The organism is Paracoccus suum, assembly GCF_003324675.1.
GTDB lineage: Bacteria > Pseudomonadota > Alphaproteobacteria > Rhodobacterales > Rhodobacteraceae > Paracoccus > Paracoccus suum.
This window is the reverse complement of the sequence record NZ_CP030918.1, coordinates 2755543-2774761: the sequence shown is the minus strand read 5'-3', so window position 1 is coordinate 2774761 and position 19219 is coordinate 2755543. Positions and strand designations below refer to the sequence as shown.

Genomic DNA, 19219 nt, shown 5'->3' with positions numbered 1-19219 from the left:
CCAAAGCATATTTTGTCGTGGATACCGCAAATCGTATATGATATTCAAGATCGCATGAAGCCTGGAAAAACAGATAGCGCCTACGATGTGCTTAGGAGGTCGATCCTCAATGGCACACACGCGCCCGGCGCGCCGCTGAGGGTTGCGGCCCTGGCGAAGGCGCATGGCATCAGCGCGACGCCGCTGCGCGAGGCCTTGTCGCGGCTTGAGGAAAAGCAACTCGTCGTGGCTAGCCCAAACTGCGGTTGGCGCGTGGCCGCGGTCTCGTTCGAGGAACTGAGCGATCTGGAAACCGCACGGCTGTCGCTGGAACAGCAGCTGCTGCGGGAATCCATCATCCATGGCGGTATGGAGTGGGAGTCCGACCTGGTCGCCGCGCATCATCGCCTGATGCACACCCCTCAGCCGATCGGGCGCGAGGCCGTTGCAGACCGCGAGCGCTGGATCGACGCGCATGACAGCTTTCACATGCGGCTGATCGCAGCCGGTCTGTCCGCCTGGCTGAGGTCATTCTACGCCGTGACGCTGGAGCAGCTTCAACGTCACCACCAGGCGCTGCTGTTTCACCCGGACTCGATCAATCCGGATCGCGAGGGGCGGCATTCGGACGATACACTGGACCTGCTCCACGCGGCGCTTTCGCATGAGCACCACACCAAGCTGATGCAGGCCGCGCTCGACCGCGACCAGGACGCGGCGAGCGCGCTGCTGGACGAGCATGTGCAAATCACCATGTCGATCTATCGCTCGGTCGTGAATCGCGGCGACGGCTAACTGACAAGAACCAAAGGGGAGGAACTGCGATGAAGATGAAGTTTGTGCTGTCGATGGTCGCGGCAGCGATGCTTGGCCAAACCGCGGCTGCCGAAACGCTGACCGTTGGCGCCTACCCGGCCAACCCGCCGTGGGAGTTCAAGAACGAGCAGAGCGCCTTTGAGGGGTTCGAGGTCGATCTGGTGAACGAAATCGGCAAGCGCATCGGTATGGATATCGAGTTCAAGGACCTCGGCTTCCAGGCGCTCTTTGCTGCGATCTCCTCGGGTCGCATCGACATGGCGATTTCGACCATCACGATCACGGACGAGCGCTTGCGCAGCCAGGATTTCACCCAAGGCTATTACGACAGCGACCTCGCACTGATCGCCAACAAGGACAGCGCGGTTGCCGGCATGGGCGACATGAAGGGCAAGACCGTGGGCGTCTTGTCCTCGTCGGTGGCCGAGAACTGGGTCAAGGACAACACCGAAAAGGTCGGCTTCGCCAATGTGCGCGGATACACGGCGCAACAGGACCTGCTGCTGGACGTGCGCGCGGGTCGCCTCGACGGGGCGGTCGGGGACCTTGCGGGATACCAGTATGCCTTCCGGCAGATGCCCGATCTCAAGATCCTCGAGACGATCCCGACCGGGGACCGCTTTGGCATCATGATGCCCAAGGGCTCCAAGCACCTCGAAAAGGTGAACGCCGCAGTTTCTGCAATTAAGGAGGATGGCACCCTCGCAAAGATCCACGAAAAATGGCTTGGCGTGGCGCCGGCAGCAGGCACGTCGACCGTAACAGTACTGCCCCTGCCCAAGGCAGAGTGACGACCCGGCGGCGCCGGCCCATGCCGGCGCGCTACTCATACCCTGGGACAACGGCCTTCGATGGATTTCATTAGCACATTCCTGAATGCGGAGGTCATCCTCCGTATCTATCCGATGCTGCTGAAGGGCAGCGGCAATACGGTGGCGCTGGCAACGACGACCATTGTCGCCGGCGGAATAGCGGGCGTGCTGATCTGCCTCGTTCGTCTTTACGCGCCCAAGTTCTTTCGCGGCCTCGCCATCGCCTATGTCGATCTGTTCCGGGCAATCCCGATCCTGGTGCTGCTGGTCATCATCTATTACGCCCTGCCGTTCATCGGCATCCGGTTGAATGCCTTCATGGCGGCGACGCTGGCGCTGGGCCTTGTCTTCTCGTCCTTTACCGCCGAGGTGTTTCGCGCCGGCATTCAGGCCATCCCCCGCGGCCAGACCGAGGCTGCCGCGGCGCTTGGGCTGTCGTTTCCGGTCACGATCTGGAAGGTTATCCTGCCGCAGGCCATGCGGATCGCGATTCCGCCCCAGACCTCGAATGCCATCGCCATCGCGAAAGACACCTCGCTGGCTTCGGTGGTGGCGATGCCCGATCTGCTGAAGCAGGCGACGGACGCGCAGGCGCTGACCGCGAACCCGTCGCCGCTGATCGCGGCGGCCATCATGTATCTGATCGTGCTGCTGCCGGCGGTGCGCCTCGTGTCCTACCTCGAGACAAAATTTCGCAACGACGGCAGGACGACGTGACTGGCCATGCCGGCCAGTTTCAAAGGAGCCTTCTAGATGAACGCCGCTGCGACAAATGACGAGCCGGACGCCGTCATTCGGATTTCTGGCCTGAACAAATGGTACGGCGCCTACCACGCGCTGCGGGATGTCAACCTGAACGTGAAACGCGGCGAGCGGATCGTAATCTGCGGCCCTTCCGGCTCGGGCAAGTCCACCCTCGTGCGCTGCATCAACGCGCTTGAGGACCATCAATCGGGCACCATCGACGTGGTCGGAACGCGGCTGACGGCCGACATGAAAAACGTGAACCGGATCCGGGCCGAGGTCGGGATGTGCTTTCAGCAGTTCAATCTGTTCCCGCACATGACGGTCCTGGAAAACTGCACATTGGCGCCACAATGGACGCGCAAGAAATCCCGTAAGGAAGCCGAGGCGGAGGCCATGCATTTCCTCGGCAAGGTCAAGATCCCAGAGCAGGCAGGAAAGTACCCCGGGCAGCTGTCCGGCGGACAGCAGCAGCGGGTCGCGATCGCCCGCGCCCTATGCATGAAGCCGCAGATCATGCTGTTCGACGAGCCGACCTCGGCCCTGGACCCGGAAATGATCCGGGAGGTGCTCGACACCATGATCGAACTGGCGGAGGAGGGCATGACCATGCTCTGCGTCACCCACGAGATGGGATTTGCCCGGAGGGTTGCCGACCGAGTGATCTTCATGGATGGCGGCGTGATCGCGGAGGAGGGCGACCCGACCACGTTCTTTTCCGCGCCGCGGAACGTTCGGACGCAGCAGTTTCTCAGCCAGATCGTTGGGCATTAGGCGCGGATCTTGCGAGTTCGGCCAAGTGCTGCTCGCTGGGTAGGAGTTGCTGGCTTGCCATCCCCCACTCGAACAGTCGTGATCGACATCATGGGTAAATTGCGATCCCAAGAGGGAAGCCAAATTGCGCGCGCCCAGCCGTGAAAGCTGCGTCCTGACGCGATCCCATTGGGGTTTCAATGCATTGCTTGTCCGCGTCATCGGGGCACGGCAGGCGCGAGTCGCGCGCGAAAGTTCCTAAACTCCCGCAGCGCCTGGACCGAGCGGCCGTTGTCGATCGCGGCGAGGTCGAGGATCACCGCATTGGCCACGGTCATCGGCACCAGTAGCGACTGCGAGTGACCGGCTCCGCCTCGTGAGACGATGATCCGCCGTTGGGGTGCGGGCTTGATCCTCAGCCCGCTCGCGTCGCTGAGCAGCAATAAGTCAGTACCCCGAGCCGCCGCGACTTCGCGCAGCGCGAGGACCGGCGGCCGCGGTTCGCGAAAGGAAGTCAGCCAAAGGACGTCATCCGCGGACATCCGGTTCAGGGTCTCGGCCAGGTCCGGCATTCCCGCGAGGTCGAGCGCGTCATAGCCAGACCGCCGAAGACGCAGGGTGATCAGGGCCGACAAGCTAGCGGCGTGGCCGAGCCCGTAGACAAAAATCCGCCGCGCGTCGCGCAGCGATTCAGAAAACCCGCGGATATCGTCGTCGCCGACCGTGTGGCGAAGCTGCTGCAATGCAGCGATTTCGCTGTCCAGGATGGACGATAGCAGGCCACCTGTCGGAGCGCGCAAGAGCCGCGCCGCGACACGGGCGGCCCCGCTGTCGAAATCGCCGTCGGCGCTGTCGATCAGGCTGGCTTGCAGGAAGGCGCGAAACTCGGGGTAACCGTCAAAGCCGAGCCGGCGCGCGAGGCGAACCGCAGAGGCGGGGTGAACGCCTGCGCGCTCGGCCACCTCTTTGCCGCTTTCCATCGCCGCCCGCATGGGATCCTGCATCAGGACGTCGACGATCCGCGCATCGGCGTCGGTCAGCCGTTCGGCATGATCGGCGACCAAATCCCCCAATGCCCGCGGCAGCGGCGCGGGGATATTCAAGCGGACACCCTCACCTCGGGCGAGGGGACCCGCATGCCCGAGGACGCGTCGAAATAGAGCGCCTCGGCGATATCGATGCCAACCCAGACCTCGTCCAGGTTGGACGGCAGGGCTTTGCGGGGACCGGTCATGGTGAGGCTGCCGAGGTCGGTGTCGCAGTGCAGGATGACTTCCGCGCCAGACATCTCGGAAAGCAGCACCTTTCCGCGGACAGCGGGGCTATGCGGTTGCGTGGCGCTGATTTTCAGCGTCTCGGGCCGCAGACCCACGACCAGCCCAGTCGGACCAGCATAATCGGGCACCTCGTCGGCACGGACGAAGTTGATCCCCGGCGCCCCGAGGAAGCCGGCGACAAACATGTTGGCCGGCCGGTCGTAGATCTCATTGGGCGTGTCGAATTGCTGCAGGTGGCCGTCCTTCATGACGGCGATTCGGTCCGCCAGTGACAGCGCCTCGGTCTGGTCATGGGTGACATAGACGGTTGTCGCCCCGACCTGCCGGTGCAGCTGCTTGATCTCGGTCCGCATGGTGACGCGCAGCGCATTGTCGAGATTCGACAGCGGCTCGTCCATCAGGAAAATCGAGGCATTCCGCGCCATCGCGCGTCCCATCGCGACGCGTTGGCGCTGCCCGCCAGAGAGTGCCTTGGGCTTGCGGTCCAGATAGGGCGTCAGTTGCAGCATTGCCGCCACTTTCTCGGCCTGAGCCTGCCGCTGGACGCGCGGCATCCCGCGCAGTTCCAGCCCGAAGGCGATATTCTCGCGCACGGTCATATGCGGATAGAGGGCGTAGTTCTGAAAGATCATCGCGATGTCGCGGTCCTGCGGCGCCAGATCGTTCGCGCGTTGGGCGTCGATCAGGATGTCGCCTTCTTGCGTCCTCTCGAGCCCGGCGATCAGCCGCAGCAGCGTGGATTTTCCGCAGCCTGAGGGGCCGACAATGACGACGAACTCGCCCGGGTGGATGCCCAGCGAGATGCCGTGCAGAACCTGAGGCCCGTGGGGATAGGATTTGCGGATGTCCCGCAGAGTGATCGCGCTCATTGGACATCCTCGCGACGAAGGTGACGGGTGCGCAGCGCGATCGCCAGCGAGGGGCGGTCGGTCGTGAAGACCTTGACCCCCAGGTCCAGCGCCCGGCAGACCTGCGCGGCTGAGTGCGCGGCCCAGCAGCCGAAATCCAGCCCAGCTGCCTGTGCCTGCGCCATCAGCACGGCGTCGGCCTGATCAATGTGCACGCTGACCTCGGGGATGCCGCGGCTGCGAGCGATCTCGATCACGCCCTCGGCCCCGAGCTGCATCAGCACCGGCGGGCTGACCAGCCACAGGCGCGGTCGGTCGCAGGCTGCCGCGATTTCGGTCAGCGAGTCGAGCAGGAAGGACGAAAACACGGTGGTCTCCAGACGCCCTTTTTCCGACAACGTCGCCACAACTCGGGGCACGAAATCGGGATAGGGCCTGCCGTCCGCGCCGGGCTTGATCTCGCAGCGAAAGGCGACCGCGCTGCCCTCGAACACCTCGCACAGTTGGGCAAGCGTCAGCGGATGGCCGCCTTGTCCATAGTTAATGAGAGCTGACAGCACCTCGGCCGCAGGCAATTCGGCGATGGCGCCGGTGCGGTCGGTGGTCCGGTCCAGCGTCGCGTCATGGTGCACGATGATTTCGCCGTCGCGGGTGGGGTGGACGTCGAACTCGACCTCCTCCAGCGGCATCTGCGCGGTGGCGGCAAAACCCGCCGGGGCGCTATCCCCGAACTCCAGTGTGCCGCCGCGATGGGATGCAATGCGGGTCATTTCACTCGTCCTTTTCGTCATTTCACAGCGCCCATCGTGATCCCGCTCACAAGCTGGCGCTCCACCAGCAGGAAGCCGAGCAGCACTGGCAGGATGGTCAGGGTCGAGGCGGCCATGATCAGCGGCCAGTCAAGAAACCCCTCGCCCGGGTTGATCCGGTAGAGACGCGCGAGCCCGACCTGCAGCGTGTAGAGTTCGGTTTTCCCGACCGCGACCAGCGGCCAGATGTAGTTGTTCCACTCCGCGATGAAGATGAACAAACCCATGGACAGGATGGCCGGGCGGGCGATTGGGACGATCACGCGCCAAAGGACCTTAAGGGGCGTCGCGCCGTCCATGTAGGCGGCCTCGTCCAGTGCCACGGGGATGCCGCGGATGTACTGGCGCAGGAAGAATGCCGCGAAGCCGCTAGCGATCGACGGCAGGATCAAGCCTGCGTAGCTGTCCAGCAGGCCGACCCTCGCGAGGGTCAGGTAGTTGGGGATCAGGCTGATGTGGCTGGGGATCATCAGCGTGGCGACGGTCGCCGCGAACATCAGGCTGCCCCCCGGGAAGGTAAAGCGTGCGAAGGCAAAAGCCGCCGCGACCGCGACCACCAGACCGGCTACCGTGACGATGCCCGAGACGACGATGCTGTTCAGCAGATAGCGCGCAAAGCCGTATTGGCCGACCGCGCGGCCATAGTTGTCCCAAGTGAACTCGATCCCGCCGGTGTAGTAGGCGTCAGAGGTCTGGAAGGACATCCAGACGGAATAGAGCACGGGCGACAGGAAAATCAGCGCCGTGCAAACCGCGAGCGCGGTCCAGAGGTTACTACGCTTCATAATGCACCCGTCCCCCGATGATCCGCGACTTCACCAGCGCCAGACCGACGAGGATCACGAACAGGATTACCGCCAAGGCCGAGCCCTGGCCGATGTCAAAGAGATTGAAGCCTACCTTGTAGAGCTCGTTGACCAGCATGTTCGTGGCTCCTGCCGGGCCGCCATGGGTCATCACATCGACGATGGTGAAGATCTGGAACGCCTCGATCACCGAGATCACGAGCAGAAAATAGGTCGTCGGCATGACCAGTGGCACGGTCACACGGCGAAAGACGTGAAAGCGCCTGCCGCCGTCAACGGCGGCTGCGTCATAGAGTTCGGGCGGAATTGCCTGCAGGCCGGCGATGTAGATGATGACGTCGTAGCCCAGTTGCTTCCAGGTGTTGACGAAGACGATCACCCCAAGCGCTAGCGCGGGATCCTGCAACCACCGCATGCGGGGGGCGCCGAACCATCCGAGGGCGGCGTTCGCCAGACCCTGGTCCGTCGCGAACACCCATGAAAAGACCACCCCGATCGAAACCGTCGATGTGACCGCCGGCAGGAATAGCGCGCCGCGCATGATGCGGGTGGCTGGCGTCTGCCGCGTCAGAAAGCTGGCTGCCGCCAACGCGAGCGCCAGCCGCATCGGAACCGAGATCAGGACGAACAGCGCAGTAACCCGGAGCGCGTTCCTGAAGTCATGCGAGGCGAACAGCAGCTGATAGTTCTCGAGCCCGACCCAGGGTTTTTCCGAGGACAGGAAGTCCCATTCCCGAAAGCTGAGGTTTAGGCTCGTCAGGATGGGAATGTAGGTGAACATCGCCATCAGGATGATCAGCGGTGCCACTAGGACATAGGGTGTCAGCTTGCGCTGCATGGGCATGGATTCCGGGAAACGATGGCGGACCCGAGAGTTCGGGCCCGCCTGGTTGGAGGTCAGCGTTATTTGCTCAGACGATCAGCCTCGGCCCGGGTCCGGGTCGCAAAGTCGGTCAGCACGTCCTTGACCCCGCGCTTTCCCAGCGCCATCGCCTGCCACAGATCGTACTCGTTGGTACGCATCCACGTGACGACCGGCGGGCGAGCTCGGCCATGCGCCACGTCGAGTTGCTTGATTGCGACGTCGATCCCAGGCTGATCGGCCATCGCCTGAATGGCGGCAGGCTGCTCGGCGGTCAGACGGTTGATCGGCATGTAGCCGGTGGCCGCGAACCATGAGGCATTCGATTCAGGACCGGCCGCGAAGCTCATGAACTTGTAGGCAGCGTCCTTGACCTCAGGCTTGGCGCTCTCGAGGATGCCGATCCCCGCGCCGCCGATGGGGACCGAGCAACCGTCGTTGCAGGGCATCGGCAGAACGCCGAGGTTTTCACCCAGCGCCTTGTAATTACCGCCAAAGTTGCCAGTCGAGTTGAAGATGATGCCGACCTTTCCGGCAAGGAAGGCCTCGTCGCCCGCATCCTCGTTTGTCACGGTGTCGGGCGAGGCGACGTCATGTTCGTGCACCAGCGACGACATCCATTCGTAGGCATCGATCGTGGCGGGCGAATCGAGCAGGATTTCGTTCGTCGTCCGGTCGATCAACTCGCTGCCGTTGCCCATGACCAGGGCCCAGCGCGTGAACTGCCCGGGCGCCGCGATGCCGCGAATCCCCTCGTCCCCCAACTCTGTCATGATTTTCTGCGCCGCTCCCAACACCTCGTCAAAGGCGGTCAGCGGCGGCAACTCTGCGAAGCCGGCGCGCTTGAAGATGTCCCGGTTGACGTAGGTGACCGGGGTCGAGGAGTTGAAGGGCACGATATAGTTCTTGCCCTTGTAGATCCCGATCTCCTTCGCAAAGGGGTAGAGGTTGTCCTTGAGCGGGTCGGCATCCAGGTAAGCCGTCAGGTCGGCCAGCACGCCGCGCTCGGCAAACAGGCCATAGCGCGTGACCTCCATCACCACTGCGTCGGGTCCGCGCTTTGCCGGGATGGCCGCCTGCAGCTGGGTGACGATCTCTTCGTAATTGCCGATATGCTGGGCATCGATCTTGATGCCGGGATTTGCGGCCTCGAATTTCTCGATGATGGACGCCAGCGCCTCGCCCGACTTGCCGCCAAAGCTGTGCCAGAATTTGACCGTGACGTCGGCGTGTGCGGCGGTTGTCGACAACAGTGCGACAAGACCCGCGATGTGCAGTTTCGATAGCATGTTCGGTACTCCTGCAATTTTTCTTGCAGGCGCTATGGCCGCCCGAGGTGACGCTTGGGTGGCCCCGAGGTGAAGGTTTGATGAAGAAGTGTGGGCGAGGATTGTCGGGTAGCCCCGGCCGCCGCTGCATAATCGCCAGAGCGGTCCCACTCCGACGAACAGCAGCTTTGTCTGCCTCCGGAACCGCGATCCCTGCTGCCGCGGGATTATCACGCGCGGGAACTGGGACCCACGACGAAGCTGGCGCAACAGCGGCGCGAATGAATGAGCTGGATAATGCAGAACGGCCCGCTGCTGCGCGCCAGCGAGTTGACGCGGGACGATTTGGTTCGATCGCGACTATGGCAACCGGGAGTTCGTCTGAAGCGACGCCGAGGGTAACCTCTCGTCCTTCGGGAGCTAATGGCCCAAGGCAGGTTGATCGCCCTTAGCGATAAACTACCTGATCTTGCCCGCGGGGGTGATCCCCTCGATCGGCGGGGCGGGATACGGCTGGGTCACCAGTTCGGGCCGGCGCCGCTCGTAAAAGGCATTGCCGCCGGTGGTCAGCACATAATGCATGTTGTTGTAGCCGGCGCGGTAATTTGCGGCGTGGAAGAACTGTGCATTGCCGATCATGGGATGGCGCTCGCCGCGCAGAACCGAAGCGGCAGCCTCGCGAACCATGGGAGCCGAGCGCCGGTCCATCTTGCGCGTCATCACCCCCGGGGCAAACTGGTTTCGCTGCGAGACGACACCGCAGACGGTCCGGGGGTACTTGCCGGATGCGACCCGGTTCATCACGACGCTGCCGACCGCGACCATCCCGTCCCGGCTGGAGCGGTTGGATTCGAACGCCATCGCGCGCTCCATGCACTCGAGTTCGGAGTGCCGCTTGAACATGCCGCAGCCGGACAGGCTCGCAAGCATGATCGCCACCAGGACGATGCTCCGGGCAGGACGACGAGATTTCATGGGCTGCTCTTTTGTTTATTATTGGTTGCAGCTTGGCCGAGATGGGGCCGGACGGCAAGATCGCGGCGAGTATCGAGAAAATTTGCGTGCTCTCGAAAAGTGAAAGAGCCACGCCGTTTCGCGCACCAGGTCGGGCGGGGCGGTTGGCCGGTTGGATCGCCGACTGAGCGAAAGGCCGGCCGACAGAGTGCTGGCGCGACCGTGGGGTCAGCCGAATGGGTGCAGCGTCGCTGGCTCGTGGCAACTGACTGGCCGCATCCGGTGCCCCCGGATAACATCTGGTCAAAATGGCAAACACCCTCGGGCAGCGGCAAGTGGGAGTGTCGGGGCGGATGGTTCTGGCGGTAGCGATCCTTCGCGCGCGGCAGTCGCAATCTCTCCAAATGTAAGGCATTCTCTGGAGCTGGGCCTTGATGGAGAGAGGCGGGGCGTGGTTGTGAATATCTCGATCCAGGACCTGCTTTTCCGATTGGCGGCAACCGCCATCATTTGTGCCATCCATGGCTTCGTCTTGGCGGCGGCGGCGGGATATGCGGGTGACCCCGGACCGGGTTATGAAGGGCGCCGCTCGCTCAATCCCTTCGACCAGATGGACCCGGTGGGTGCGATCAGCATGGTCGTTTTTGGCTTTGGTTGGATCCGCCCGATCGTGCTGGACCCGCAATTGATGCGTCAGGGTCGGTTTGGCGAAGGACTGGTCGCCGCGTGCGGCATCGTGTCGATCCTCTGCCTTGCCGCCGTCGCCAGTTTCGCCAGACAGCCGTTGATCCAGATGCAGTCGGGCAGCCTGACTCTCAACTTGTCCACTTTCCTGGTCATGCTGGCCGCGCAGTCGATCGCGTTCGCCGCCATCAACCTTGTACCCGCGCCGCCCTTTACCGGCGCGCACTTCCTGAGCGTGGCCTTTCCGCATCGTCTGCCGAACGCGCGCTTGCCACGCATCCTTCCCTACGCCTTTGCCACGGTGCTGATCGGCAGCGGTTTGGCCGGGGGGCTTCTCGCGCCGCTCATGAGGACGCTGACGCGGGCTATCGTCGGGGGCTGATCAGGCGCCCGTGAACGCGCCGAGGTACTTTTGCCTCAGCATGTCGGTCGTGCCGTCGCGATCAAGGTCCGCCAGTGCAGCGTTCAGCGCTCGCTTAAGTGTGAGATCGCCCTTCCACAATCCGAAGGCCAGCCCTTGCTGCGCCGGCAGGCCGGGAACTGGGCGCAACGACCAACCATGCCCGCTCGCTATCTGATCGAGCAGCAACCGATCCCCGATCGCGACGTCGATGCTCCCGGCGGAAAGCGCCTTGACCAGCGCATCAGGGCTGCGGAACAACTGGGGCCGGGCTTTCGCGTTGCGCAAGACAGACGATACTGCCAGCCTATCCGCGCCCGAGGAATCGATCAGGACCCCTACGGAGCGGCCCTCGAGTCCGACATCCTCGCGTGGCGACATCATCCCCCAGCCGGTTTGCGCATGGGGCAGCGTCAGGTCCAGAAAAGACCGAGTCGCCGGCGTATCCGTCACCCCGCCAGCAACAACATGGCAGCGCGCCCTCGTGATCCGCCAACTACGCGGATTGAAGCTCTCGCCCATCGCCGGAACCGTGTTGAGCGTAAGCCTCAATCCCATGCGCTGCGCGGCCTGCTGCAGCAGTTCGACCTCGAACCCAGGCCGGCCCGCATCGCCAGTCACGAGCGGCGGATAGGAAAGCGGGACGCAAACATCGAGCGCGCCAAGGCGGCGGACCTCGGCGAGCGACGTGTCGGGCGGCAGCAGGTAGACCGCGGCGAGCAGCCCAGCGGTCAGAGCAAGCGGTGACAGATCGCGAAAGGCGCGGCGCCACCTGCTCATTCCAGTCTCCGGAAATCCCCCAGCGCGATGACGAAGAATACCACCGCCATCGCAATCAGGACCGCCGGTCCGTAATGCGGATCGAACTGGTTGTAATGGATCAGCACGCCCCGCAGCGCATCAACGGCATAGGTCATGGGGTTGAGGCGCACGAGAGTCACCAGCCACTCGGGATAGACGATCCGCATCTGAGCGCCCGTCAGTGCCGGGTCGAGCGGAAAGATCGAGGACGAGGTAAAGTAAAGCGGGAGGATCACGACATTGGAGAACACGCCGAAGCCTTCGAAGCTGCGCACGCGATTGGCCAGCACGATACCGAGAGAGGTCAGAGCAAAGGCCATCAGGAACATCAGGCCCAGTGCCCGCAGGACGTCCCAGGGCGCCAGCGGCACATCGACAAAGCGCGCCAGCACGAGGACGATGGCGCCGTGGAACATCGCGACCGTGGTGCCGCCCAGGACCTTGCCCAGCAGGATCGTACCGCGCGAGAGCGGCGAGGCGAGCACCTCACGCATGAAACCGAATTGGCGGTCCCAGATCACCGACACCGCGGACTGCACGGAGGTATAGAGGATATTCAGGGCGATGACGGCCGGAAAGATGAATTGCAGATAGGTGTAGGGTACGACAAAGCGGACCTCGCCATAGATCTCGCCCCGGAAGTAGGGGTTTAGTCCGATGCCGAGGATCAGCACCCAGAGCAGCGGCCGGCTGACCCCGCCGATCAGTTGTCCGCGATCGCGGATCGCGCGTTTCACCTCGCGCAGCCAGATCGCGTAGAGCCCGGATACCTGGATGGCGTGGAAGCGGGCGGCCTTCATCGCGTGTGCTCTCCGCCTTGTTGGGCGAAGGCATAGGTCCTTTCGCGCGGGCTTGGCGCGCGCTCGCGGATCTCGCGCCCGGTCAGGGACAGGAACACGCTTTCGAGCGTCGCCTCATCGAGATGCATGGTGATGATATGCGGGCCGAACCGCGCCAGAAAGCGGTCGACGAAACCTTCCTCGGGGACAGGTAGGATGATCGAGCCTTGGGAATCCAGGGCGGCGTCGGGGACCAGGGCAAGGATCTGGGCCCGGGTCTCCTCGTCACGCGGTGTGACCCGCAAAAGAACTTGTCCGTACCTGCGCCGCAAAGCCGCGGGCGTGTCGGCGGCGAGAACCTTGCCCTGGTCGATGATACAAACGCGGTCGCAGCCCGCGACCTCTTCAATGTAGTGGGTGGTCACCACCACTGTCAGGTCACGCTCGTCACGCAGGCGCGCGATATAGTCCCAGATCCGCGCGCGGCTCTGGACGTCGAGCCCCACCGTCGGCTCGTCCATGAACAGGATGGCCGTGTCGTGGATCAGCGCTCGGGCAATCTCGACGCGGCGTTTCATGCCAGAGGACAGCGTGCGCACCAGTCGATCGTGCTGATCGGTCAACTCGACCAAATCCAGCATCTGGTGGATGCGCTTGCGACGCAGCGGTCCCGGAACGCCATATACCCGGCCGTGGAAATCTAGGTTCTCGCCCACCGTCAGCCGGTCATCAAGGCTCGGCTCCTGAAAAACCACTCCGATGCTGGCGCGTGCGGCTTGTGCCTGCTTCACGACATCCTTGCCGTCCACCAGAACAGTGCCGCTGTCGGCCCGCAGCAGGGTAGTAAGAATCCGCACAAGGGTAGTCTTGCCCGCGCCGTTGGGCCCGAGAAGCGCGAACAACTGACCGGGTTGGACGGTCAGGGATACCTTGTCGAGCGCCAGCGTCCGTCCGAAGCGCTTGCCGACATCGCAGGCAACGATCCCACCCTTCACGGCAGGTTGCCGGCTGCCGGGCAGATGGTGCCGCCCGCCAGCTCCACGGGGGCGCAGTTCCTCTTCGCCGCTAGGGAACCGGCTCTGCGGGGAAAGCATGGTCCTTCAGGATCGCGGCTATCGTCCCGTCTGCCGTCAGCTCTGAAATGGCGCGGTCGACGTTGCTGCGCAAAAAGCTCTGGTTGCCCAGCATGGCTGCGCCCATGTTCAGCGTGGTTGGTGGCAAGGGGTCGGGCGCAATCAGGCGCAGGTCGGCATAGGCCGGGTTCGCCTCCTTCGCGGCCCAGACGGCGGGTCCCCAGACCAAGGCGGCCGCCGCCGTGCCTTTGGAAAGGGCCGCAAGGGCATCTTCGTTGGTGCCCATTGGAAAGCGTGGCCACTGGCGGGCAGGGGGCAGCGTTTGCAGGTATTTGATGAAGCTGAAATCCGCGCTGGTGCCGATTGCCGTCGCGATGGGCCGATCTGGCGGAATGTCCGCGAGAGATTGCCAGCTTGGGTCGGTGACGGCGAACACGTAGGTCGAGGCATAGTAGGGGCGCGTCAGCGTCACCCAACCGGGATAAACCCCCGGGATCAGCTTGAAGCCGAAGTAGACGTCGCAATCCGTCAGAAGATGGGTGTAAAGGACGTCCCAGCCCGCCGTGACCCGCTTGTCCTCGATCATCTTGGGCGCGGGTTCCAGCAGCAGGGCCGCGGCGATCTGCTGGGCGATGTCCTGTGCGATCTTCCACTCTGAATCCCTCGGGTCGATGCAGTAGCGCAAGGTATTCTTGTCGTCGTTTCGACCGTAGCGCCACGGCTCTGCGATGTAGGGCGTATCCTGCGCCGGGGCCGCGATGGGCATAAACCCCATGAGACCGACGGAAATCAACGCGCAGGCCCGAATGATCATTCCTGGTGCCATCCGCCATGCCCGATTGTTCAGGAAGGCAGCGGCGCCGTCATCCCGCCGCTGCCTTCGTTTTTGCGTGGACCGTCAGTTGGCGGCCGTTTTCTTCTCGTCCGAAACGGCAAATACCCACAGGGCCGAGCCGCCATCCGGGTTCAGCAATTCGGGCGTCAGCGTCGCCCAAGAGCGTGCGGCGCTGGACCCATTGCCCACGGCGACGGCGATGTACTGCTTGCCGTCGACCTCGTAGCTGATCGGGAACGAGTTGATCGCGTTGTTCACCCGCGTTTCCCACAGCACGTCGCCGGTCTCGTCGTCAAAAGCCCGGAACCAGCGGTCCCAACTGCCCGCGAAGACGAGCCCGCCTGCGGTCGGCAGAACGGCGCTGGTGACGGGTGAGCGCTGGCGATGGCTCCACATCTGCGACTGGTCGGTCAGCTTGACCGCATCGATCCGGCCGATATTGCCGTCGCTGTTCGGCACCGGCACGCGGTCATAGGTGGCCCTGCCTCCGCCCGTGTACACTTGGCCAGGGTCGAGCGGCTGCGGCGTCGTGTTCGAGCAGAACTCGTTCAGCGGCAGGTATAGTGCCTGGGTCTTCGGGCTGTAGGCCGTGGCCGGCCAACCGCGCCCCCCGGGGTCCGCCGGGCAGTTCACCGTCGTCTTGCCGATATGCGGGACAGCGTCCTGGTTGATGGTCTTTTCGCCTGTCTTTTCATCGATGGCAGAGACGACGTTTTGCGGCACCGTCTCGGTCGCCCACAGGAAATCGCCGTTGGTGCGATCAATCGCCTCGATGATGCCCAGCTTGCCGGTGGTCACCAGCATCTTCTTGTCCACACCGGCGACCGGAAGGTCGATCAGCTGCCGCTCGTAGACGTAATCGAGGTCCCAGGTGTCGTCCTTGAGGTACTGGTGGTACCATTTCAGCTCGCCCGAGGCCGGGTCGATCGCCATGGTAGAATCGGTGTAGAGGGCATCGTTGTTCTTGCCATCCTTCACCGGCAGCGTTCCGCGCATTTCGGCGATCCAGGGGTAAGGCTGGCCGACCCCCTGGAAGACAAGTTTCTGGTCGGGGTCATAGGTGCCCGAGATCCAGGCCGAACCGCCCATCCGGCTCTCCAGCGGCAGCCCGTTCCAGGTATCTCCGCCTTTCGGGTCATCCGGCCGGGCAATGGTGTAGACACGCCAGAGCTCCTCGCCGGTCTTGGGATCGTTGCCGGTGACGAAGCAGCCGCCCGGCTGGGCGTTGCCGCAGCCAGTCATCCCCTGAATGATCTTGCCCTCGGCGATGAACGGGCCGCTGGTGTAGCGCCAGCCCTTTTGCCAGTCGGCCGTTTGCTTTTCCCAGGCGACCTGGCCGGTCTTGACGTCGAGCGCGATGATAAAGGCATCGGAGGTCGCTGCGATCAGCTTGTCATCGTAGATGGCCATGTTGCGCTTGGCGAGGTTGTTGCCACCGGCGTCGATCAATTCCTGCGGCAACTCGCGCTGATATTCCCAGAGCAGATCGCCCGTCTTGGCGTTCAGCGCCTGGATCTTGTCGCCGTAGTTGTAGACGAACAGGACCCCGTCATGGACGATGGGCGTCGTTTCCGTCGCGCCGTTCGACAGCGACCACACCCATGCGACCTCCAGGTTCTTCACATTCGTCTTGTCTATCTGCGCGAGCGGCGAGAAGCCCCAGCCGTCATAGGTACGCCGCCACATCAGCCAGTCGCCATCGGCCGGCTTCTTCAGCATCTCGTCGGTCACGGGCGTGATGGCGTCCAGCGGATTCGGCGCGGCCTTCTCCTGCGCCACTGCCACGCTGCCGAGCACCAACAGGGGTGCGACCCACATCGATGAGGTTAACAAACGCGCGAATGTCATGCTGAGACCCTCCAAATTACCGAGGGCGACCTTGCCGGGAACGGCGTGACCGTCCATCGTTGGCTTGCAGTAGGGGATCAGAATCCCCACAGTCAAAGAACACTCCCAGTGTCCCACCATGTCAAGCCGGGATGAGCGCTCAGTTCAGCACCACATGATGTGAGAGATGGAACGATGACGCACCGACAGCCACTTCGCCAATTTTGCCGGTCTGGCGCAGTTTCAGCCATCCTCGTCGCAATTTTGGCGCCTGCAGGTTTTGCCGAGATCAAGGGCATGCCAAGCCTCGACGCCACGGCGCCGATCGGTGCTGCACCCAAGACCGTCGAAAAAGCGGTGGACGAAGACCTTCGCCCGCCGCAATTCACTACCGCGCAGGTCGAGCGTGGCCGGAAGGCCTACATGGCCAATTGCTCGGATTGCCATGGCGATCAGTTGAACAACGGGGAATTCGGGGGTGCGCCGCTGAAGGGTAATTACTTCGACGAGCATTGGGGTCCGACAACGGTCGACGCGCTCTACAGCTTTACCCAAAGCGCAATGCCGCCGAACCGGCCCGGCGCCCTGACAGACAAGACTTACACTGACATCACCACATTTCTGTTGTCGCAGAACGGCTATGCGGCGTCAGGTTCTGAGATGCCGCCTGATATGGACGCCATGGCCACCATGACGCTTGAGAGGTAGCTTTCCAGCGCAGCCGTCGGAGATCACGACTGCGCTTTGAGCGCTTCCCAAAACAGCCGCCCCTTATGCCGGCCTGATGAACATCCGTTCGCTCGGCTTTCCAGCGTGGCTTGTTCCGCGGATCGTACGATAGGCGTGCCATGTCGCGTGGCCCAGCAGCGGGAAGATCACGATCAACCCGATAAAGAGGCTTGCCACGCAGATCGCGAACAACACCAGGACGATTGCGCCCCAGACGATCATCACGCGCAGGTTGTTCCAGGTCATGGCCATGCTGATGCCCAGCGCCGTAAGGGCATCAGTTCGCTCTTCCAGCATCATGGGCAGCGCGAAGACGCTGATGGCAAACCCGAAGGCGGCGAAGAGAGCGCCGACGGCACTGCCGGCGATCAGCAAGCCCCAGCCCTTGTGGGTGAAGAGCAGCATCTGCCCGAGGTCCTCGATGCCGGGAAACCCCACGACCCCAAAGAACAGAGCGTAAATGATGACCGCGGCGCGCAGCCACAGCAGGAAGAGGCCCAGCAGCAGGACCCCCATGAACAGCGCCTGGTAGCCCGAGGCGGGCCGGACGAAGATCATCTGTAGAAAACTGGTGCGCTCGCCGAGCTCGAGCCGGCGGCTTTTCTCGTAAAGGCCGTTGGCGACCAGCGGCCCGAGGACCAGGAAACCAGCGAGGGCAGGGAAGAGGACATAGTCCAGCTCCAGATGAAACAGCAGCCACGCGATCCAGGCCGAGAGGCAGAACACGCCCAGCCCGTAAAGGAGGCTGGGAAGCGAGTTCGCCCAGAGGTCTCGCCATCCCTGACCGAGCCACGAAAGTGCGGTTCGGCCGGGAAGGCTGCGTACATAGGGGTTCTCGCGCGGCAGCGATGGGACCACCTTCGGGATCACGATCCCGCCGGCATGGGGATTGTCTGTCGGGGGCAGTTCCTTGGGCTCGCGGGGGTCGACGGGGTCGTTCAACATGATGGTTTCGCCGCTGCAAGGGGACCGGCGATGTCCTGCGGAAGGGCAAGCGCGCAATCCGGGTGGGAGGCGAGGGAAATGGCGACAAGGTGCCAGTTCGCCGCGATGAAGATGACGAGGATCAGTCCGGATGTCGCCAGCGCAAAGAGCCGCGCGCCGGACCAGAAGCGCCGTGGAATGTGTGCGAGGCTCATTGCGCCCCCGCATCGAGCAGATAGGTGGTCAGGATCTTGATCTCCGTAGGGCTGAGCCGACCCTGCCAGGACGGCATCCAGCCCTGCCGCCCGCCCCAGATGGTGCGGTAGACGGAATCATCGTCGCCGCCGTAGATCCACTGGTTGTCGGTCAGGTTCGGGGCGCCGATTTCCTCCATGCCGCGCCCGTCATCGCCGTGGCAGCTGGCGCAGTTGTCGGCGTAGATTTCGGCCCCTGCGGGATTGTCGGCAGACGGCGCGGCATCGGTGCGCGACAGCGCGCGGATGTGGCCGATCACCGAAAGTATTTGCGGTCGTGTCAGCATCCCGTCCCGGCCAAAAGCCATCATCTGCGAGGTGCGCGTGTCGGGGTGGGTCGAGTTTATGCCGACGTTCAGCGTCTCGATGATGGTGTCGGGATCGCCACCCCACAGCCAGTCGCCGTCGATCAGGTTCGGAAAGCCGGGGCCGCCTCGCGCGTCGCGACCGTGGCAGCCCGCGCAGTTGTCACCAAACAGCGAATGCCCGGTCTGCCGTACGCGCCCGATCAGTGCGTCGTCAGCGCGGATTTCGTCCACGGGCATCGCCAGGACCGGGTCGGCCCAGTCGGCCCGCGCGGCATTGGCCTGAACGATCGCGGCATCGACCTCGCCGCGATCCGTCAGGCCCAGCAGGCCCTTGGTGTAGGTCGTGACCAGTGGCCAGGTGGGCAGCAATACCCAGACGATCACCGCCCACAGATGTGTCAGACCCACCGCCCACCACACTGCGCGCGGAACGCGGGTGTTCAGTTCGGTGATGCCGTCCCATTCATGACCGGTGGTCTGATGACCGGTCAGCGGATCGCGTTCTTTTACCGACATGGGCCATTCTCGTCATCCAGAATGCTGTTTGCCGCCTTATCGAAGCGTTTGCCCAGCGACGGCCAGAAGGCGTAGATGGTGATCCCGACCGAGAGCGCGACCAGGTAGATCAGGCCGAAGGTCTTGGCGAACGCGACGACGCTGTCATGCGAAAAGTCCAT

Annotated in this window: 22 protein-coding genes; 6 read left to right on the top strand and 16 right to left on the bottom strand. The window is 63.5% G+C overall.

Annotated features, from left to right (window positions below; genetic code table 11):
- Nucleotides 1–54: 54 nt before the first annotated feature.
- Genes DRW48_RS13540 through DRW48_RS13525 form a run of 4 tightly spaced genes read left to right on the top strand, consistent with a single transcriptional unit; the run spans nt 55 to nt 3125 of the window.
- Nucleotides 55–774, top strand: a complete 720-nt coding sequence (locus DRW48_RS13540) for a GntR family transcriptional regulator (protein WP_114076887.1) — start codon at nt 55–57, stop codon at nt 772–774.
- 29 nt (nt 775–803) lie between these two features.
- Nucleotides 804–1586 (top strand): ABC transporter substrate-binding protein, encoded by a 783-nt coding sequence (locus tag DRW48_RS13535; RefSeq protein ID WP_114076886.1) that lies wholly within the window; start codon nt 804–806, stop codon nt 1584–1586.
- A gap of 60 nt (nt 1587–1646) precedes the next feature.
- Nucleotides 1647–2324: an amino acid ABC transporter permease gene (locus DRW48_RS13530; protein ID WP_114076885.1), complete on the top strand. Its 678-nt coding sequence runs from the start codon at nt 1647–1649 to the stop codon at nt 2322–2324.
- 36 nt (nt 2325–2360) lie between these two features.
- A complete protein-coding gene (locus DRW48_RS13525; protein ID WP_114076884.1) occupies nt 2361–3125 on the top strand; it encodes an amino acid ABC transporter ATP-binding protein in 765 nt (254 codons plus the stop codon).
- 197 nt (nt 3126–3322) lie between these two features.
- Here the strand turns inward: DRW48_RS13525 and DRW48_RS13520 are convergent, their stop codons facing one another.
- From DRW48_RS13520 to DRW48_RS13490, 7 genes are all read right to left on the bottom strand, one after another.
- Nucleotides 3323–4168, bottom strand: a complete 846-nt coding sequence (locus tag DRW48_RS13520; protein WP_277870812.1) for a MurR/RpiR family transcriptional regulator — start codon at nt 4166–4168, stop codon at nt 3323–3325.
- Nucleotides 4169–4203: 35 nt separating this feature from the next.
- On the bottom strand, nt 4204–5250 hold the full coding sequence (locus DRW48_RS13515; protein WP_114076882.1) for an ABC transporter ATP-binding protein: 1047 nt from the start codon (nt 5248–5250) through the stop codon (nt 4204–4206).
- Entirely contained in the window at nt 5247–5999 is a 753-nt protein-coding gene (locus tag DRW48_RS13510) for a glycerophosphodiester phosphodiesterase family protein (RefSeq protein WP_114076881.1), read from the bottom strand. Before DRW48_RS13510 ends, DRW48_RS13515 begins: the two co-directional genes overlap by 4 nt.
- 17 nt (nt 6000–6016) lie before the next feature.
- A complete protein-coding gene (locus DRW48_RS13505; RefSeq protein ID WP_114076880.1) occupies nt 6017–6823 on the bottom strand; it encodes a carbohydrate ABC transporter permease in 807 nt (268 codons plus the stop codon).
- Entirely contained in the window at nt 6813–7688 is an 876-nt protein-coding gene (locus DRW48_RS13500; RefSeq protein ID WP_241963279.1) for a carbohydrate ABC transporter permease, read from the bottom strand. Before DRW48_RS13500 ends, DRW48_RS13505 begins: the two co-directional genes overlap by 11 nt.
- Before the next feature lie 59 nt (nt 7689–7747).
- Nucleotides 7748–8995 carry an ABC transporter substrate-binding protein gene (locus DRW48_RS13495; RefSeq protein ID WP_114076878.1) on the bottom strand — a complete coding sequence of 416 codons (1248 nt, stop codon included), beginning with the start codon at nt 8993–8995 and terminating at the stop codon, nt 7748–7750.
- Nucleotides 8996–9433: 438 nt separating this feature from the next.
- Nucleotides 9434–9949 (bottom strand): cell wall hydrolase, encoded by a 516-nt coding sequence (locus DRW48_RS13490; protein WP_114076877.1) that lies wholly within the window; start codon nt 9947–9949, stop codon nt 9434–9436.
- A gap of 436 nt (nt 9950–10385) precedes the next feature.
- On the opposite strand from DRW48_RS13490, the gene DRW48_RS13485 reads away from it, so the two are divergent.
- Complete coding sequence (locus tag DRW48_RS13485) at nt 10386–10994, top strand: site-2 protease family protein (RefSeq protein WP_114076876.1); 609 nt, start codon at nt 10386–10388, stop codon at nt 10992–10994.
- On the opposite strand, the gene DRW48_RS13480 is transcribed toward DRW48_RS13485, so the two are convergent.
- The 5 genes from DRW48_RS13480 to DRW48_RS13460 form a co-directional block, all read right to left on the bottom strand.
- Nucleotides 10995–11792: a substrate-binding periplasmic protein gene (locus DRW48_RS13480; protein WP_114076875.1), complete on the bottom strand. Its 798-nt coding sequence runs from the start codon at nt 11790–11792 to the stop codon at nt 10995–10997.
- Nucleotides 11789–12613, bottom strand: coding sequence for an ABC transporter permease (locus tag DRW48_RS13475; protein WP_114076874.1), 825 nt, complete (start codon nt 12611–12613; stop codon nt 11789–11791). Before DRW48_RS13475 ends, DRW48_RS13480 begins: the two co-directional genes overlap by 4 nt.
- Nucleotides 12610–13587, bottom strand: a complete 978-nt coding sequence (locus DRW48_RS13470; protein ID WP_241963278.1) for an ABC transporter ATP-binding protein — start codon at nt 13585–13587, stop codon at nt 12610–12612. The genes DRW48_RS13475 and DRW48_RS13470 overlap by 4 nt, the downstream gene beginning before the upstream one ends.
- Nucleotides 13588–13657: 70 nt before the next feature.
- Complete coding sequence (locus DRW48_RS13465) at nt 13658–14431, bottom strand: substrate-binding periplasmic protein (RefSeq protein WP_162784774.1); 774 nt, start codon at nt 14429–14431, stop codon at nt 13658–13660.
- A gap of 132 nt (nt 14432–14563) precedes the next feature.
- Entirely contained in the window at nt 14564–16348 is a 1785-nt protein-coding gene (locus DRW48_RS13460) for a pyrroloquinoline quinone-dependent dehydrogenase (protein ID WP_162784773.1), read from the bottom strand.
- A 276-nt stretch (nt 16349–16624) separates the two neighbouring features.
- Between DRW48_RS13460 and DRW48_RS13455 the strand changes: the two genes are divergently transcribed.
- Complete coding sequence (locus tag DRW48_RS13455) at nt 16625–17035, top strand: c-type cytochrome (RefSeq protein ID WP_162784772.1); 411 nt, start codon at nt 16625–16627, stop codon at nt 17033–17035.
- Between the two features lie 63 nt (nt 17036–17098).
- On the opposite strand, the gene DRW48_RS13450 is transcribed toward DRW48_RS13455, so the two are convergent.
- From DRW48_RS13450 to DRW48_RS13435, 4 genes are read right to left on the bottom strand one after another with little or no spacing between them, the layout of a single operon-like run.
- Nucleotides 17099–18001 (bottom strand): DUF2189 domain-containing protein, encoded by a 903-nt coding sequence (locus DRW48_RS13450; protein WP_114076869.1) that lies wholly within the window; start codon nt 17999–18001, stop codon nt 17099–17101.
- A complete protein-coding gene (locus DRW48_RS13445; protein WP_114076868.1) occupies nt 17995–18195 on the bottom strand; it encodes a hypothetical protein in 201 nt (66 codons plus the stop codon). The genes DRW48_RS13450 and DRW48_RS13445 overlap by 7 nt, the downstream gene beginning before the upstream one ends.
- A complete protein-coding gene (gene ccoP, locus DRW48_RS13440; RefSeq protein WP_114076867.1) occupies nt 18192–19058 on the bottom strand; it encodes a cytochrome-c oxidase, cbb3-type subunit III in 867 nt (288 codons plus the stop codon). The genes DRW48_RS13445 and ccoP overlap by 4 nt, the downstream gene beginning before the upstream one ends.
- Nucleotides 19049–19219 (bottom strand): cbb3-type cytochrome c oxidase subunit 3, encoded by a 171-nt coding sequence (locus tag DRW48_RS13435; RefSeq protein ID WP_114076866.1) that lies wholly within the window; start codon nt 19217–19219, stop codon nt 19049–19051. The genes ccoP and DRW48_RS13435 overlap by 10 nt, the downstream gene beginning before the upstream one ends.

What these genes read in the sequence shown, in the direction of transcription:
- DRW48_RS13455 (WP_162784772.1), top strand. Translation starts at nt 16,625, where the DNA reads ATGCCAAGCCTCGACGCCACGGCGCCGATCGGTGCTGCACCCAAGACC.
- DRW48_RS13525 (WP_114076884.1), top strand. Translation starts at nt 2,361, where the DNA reads ATGAACGCCGCTGCGACAAATGACGAGCCGGACGCCGTCATTCGGATT.
- DRW48_RS13490 (WP_114076877.1), bottom strand. Translation starts at nt 9,949, where the DNA reads ATGAAATCTCGTCGTCCTGCCCGGAGCATCGTCCTGGTGGCGATCATG.
- DRW48_RS13500 (WP_241963279.1), bottom strand. Translation starts at nt 7,688, where the DNA reads ATGCCCATGCAGCGCAAGCTGACACCCTATGTCCTAGTGGCACCGCTG.
- DRW48_RS13510 (WP_114076881.1), bottom strand. Translation starts at nt 5,999, where the DNA reads ATGACCCGCATTGCATCCCATCGCGGCGGCACACTGGAGTTCGGGGAT.
- DRW48_RS13460 (WP_162784773.1), bottom strand. Translation starts at nt 16,348, where the DNA reads ATGACATTCGCGCGTTTGTTAACCTCATCGATGTGGGTCGCACCCCTG.
- DRW48_RS13475 (WP_114076874.1), bottom strand. Translation starts at nt 12,613, where the DNA reads ATGAAGGCCGCCCGCTTCCACGCCATCCAGGTATCCGGGCTCTACGCG.
- DRW48_RS13495 (WP_114076878.1), bottom strand. Translation starts at nt 8,995, where the DNA reads ATGCTATCGAAACTGCACATCGCGGGTCTTGTCGCACTGTTGTCGACA.
- DRW48_RS13450 (WP_114076869.1), bottom strand. Translation starts at nt 18,001, where the DNA reads ATGTTGAACGACCCCGTCGACCCCCGCGAGCCCAAGGAACTGCCCCCG.
- DRW48_RS13535 (WP_114076886.1), top strand. Translation starts at nt 804, where the DNA reads ATGAAGATGAAGTTTGTGCTGTCGATGGTCGCGGCAGCGATGCTTGGC.
- DRW48_RS13480 (WP_114076875.1), bottom strand. Translation starts at nt 11,792, where the DNA reads ATGAGCAGGTGGCGCCGCGCCTTTCGCGATCTGTCACCGCTTGCTCTG.
- DRW48_RS13505 (WP_114076880.1), bottom strand. Translation starts at nt 6,823, where the DNA reads ATGAAGCGTAGTAACCTCTGGACCGCGCTCGCGGTTTGCACGGCGCTG.
- DRW48_RS13435 (WP_114076866.1), bottom strand. Translation starts at nt 19,219, where the DNA reads ATGGACTTTTCGCATGACAGCGTCGTCGCGTTCGCCAAGACCTTCGGC.
- DRW48_RS13515 (WP_114076882.1), bottom strand. Translation starts at nt 5,250, where the DNA reads ATGAGCGCGATCACTCTGCGGGACATCCGCAAATCCTATCCCCACGGG.
- ccoP (WP_114076867.1), bottom strand. Translation starts at nt 19,058, where the DNA reads ATGTCGGTAAAAGAACGCGATCCGCTGACCGGTCATCAGACCACCGGT.
- DRW48_RS13530 (WP_114076885.1), top strand. Translation starts at nt 1,647, where the DNA reads ATGGATTTCATTAGCACATTCCTGAATGCGGAGGTCATCCTCCGTATC.
- DRW48_RS13445 (WP_114076868.1), bottom strand. Translation starts at nt 18,195, where the DNA reads ATGAGCCTCGCACACATTCCACGGCGCTTCTGGTCCGGCGCGCGGCTC.
- DRW48_RS13465 (WP_162784774.1), bottom strand. Translation starts at nt 14,431, where the DNA reads ATGCCCATCGCGGCCCCGGCGCAGGATACGCCCTACATCGCAGAGCCG.
- DRW48_RS13540 (WP_114076887.1), top strand. Translation starts at nt 55, where the DNA reads ATGAAGCCTGGAAAAACAGATAGCGCCTACGATGTGCTTAGGAGGTCG.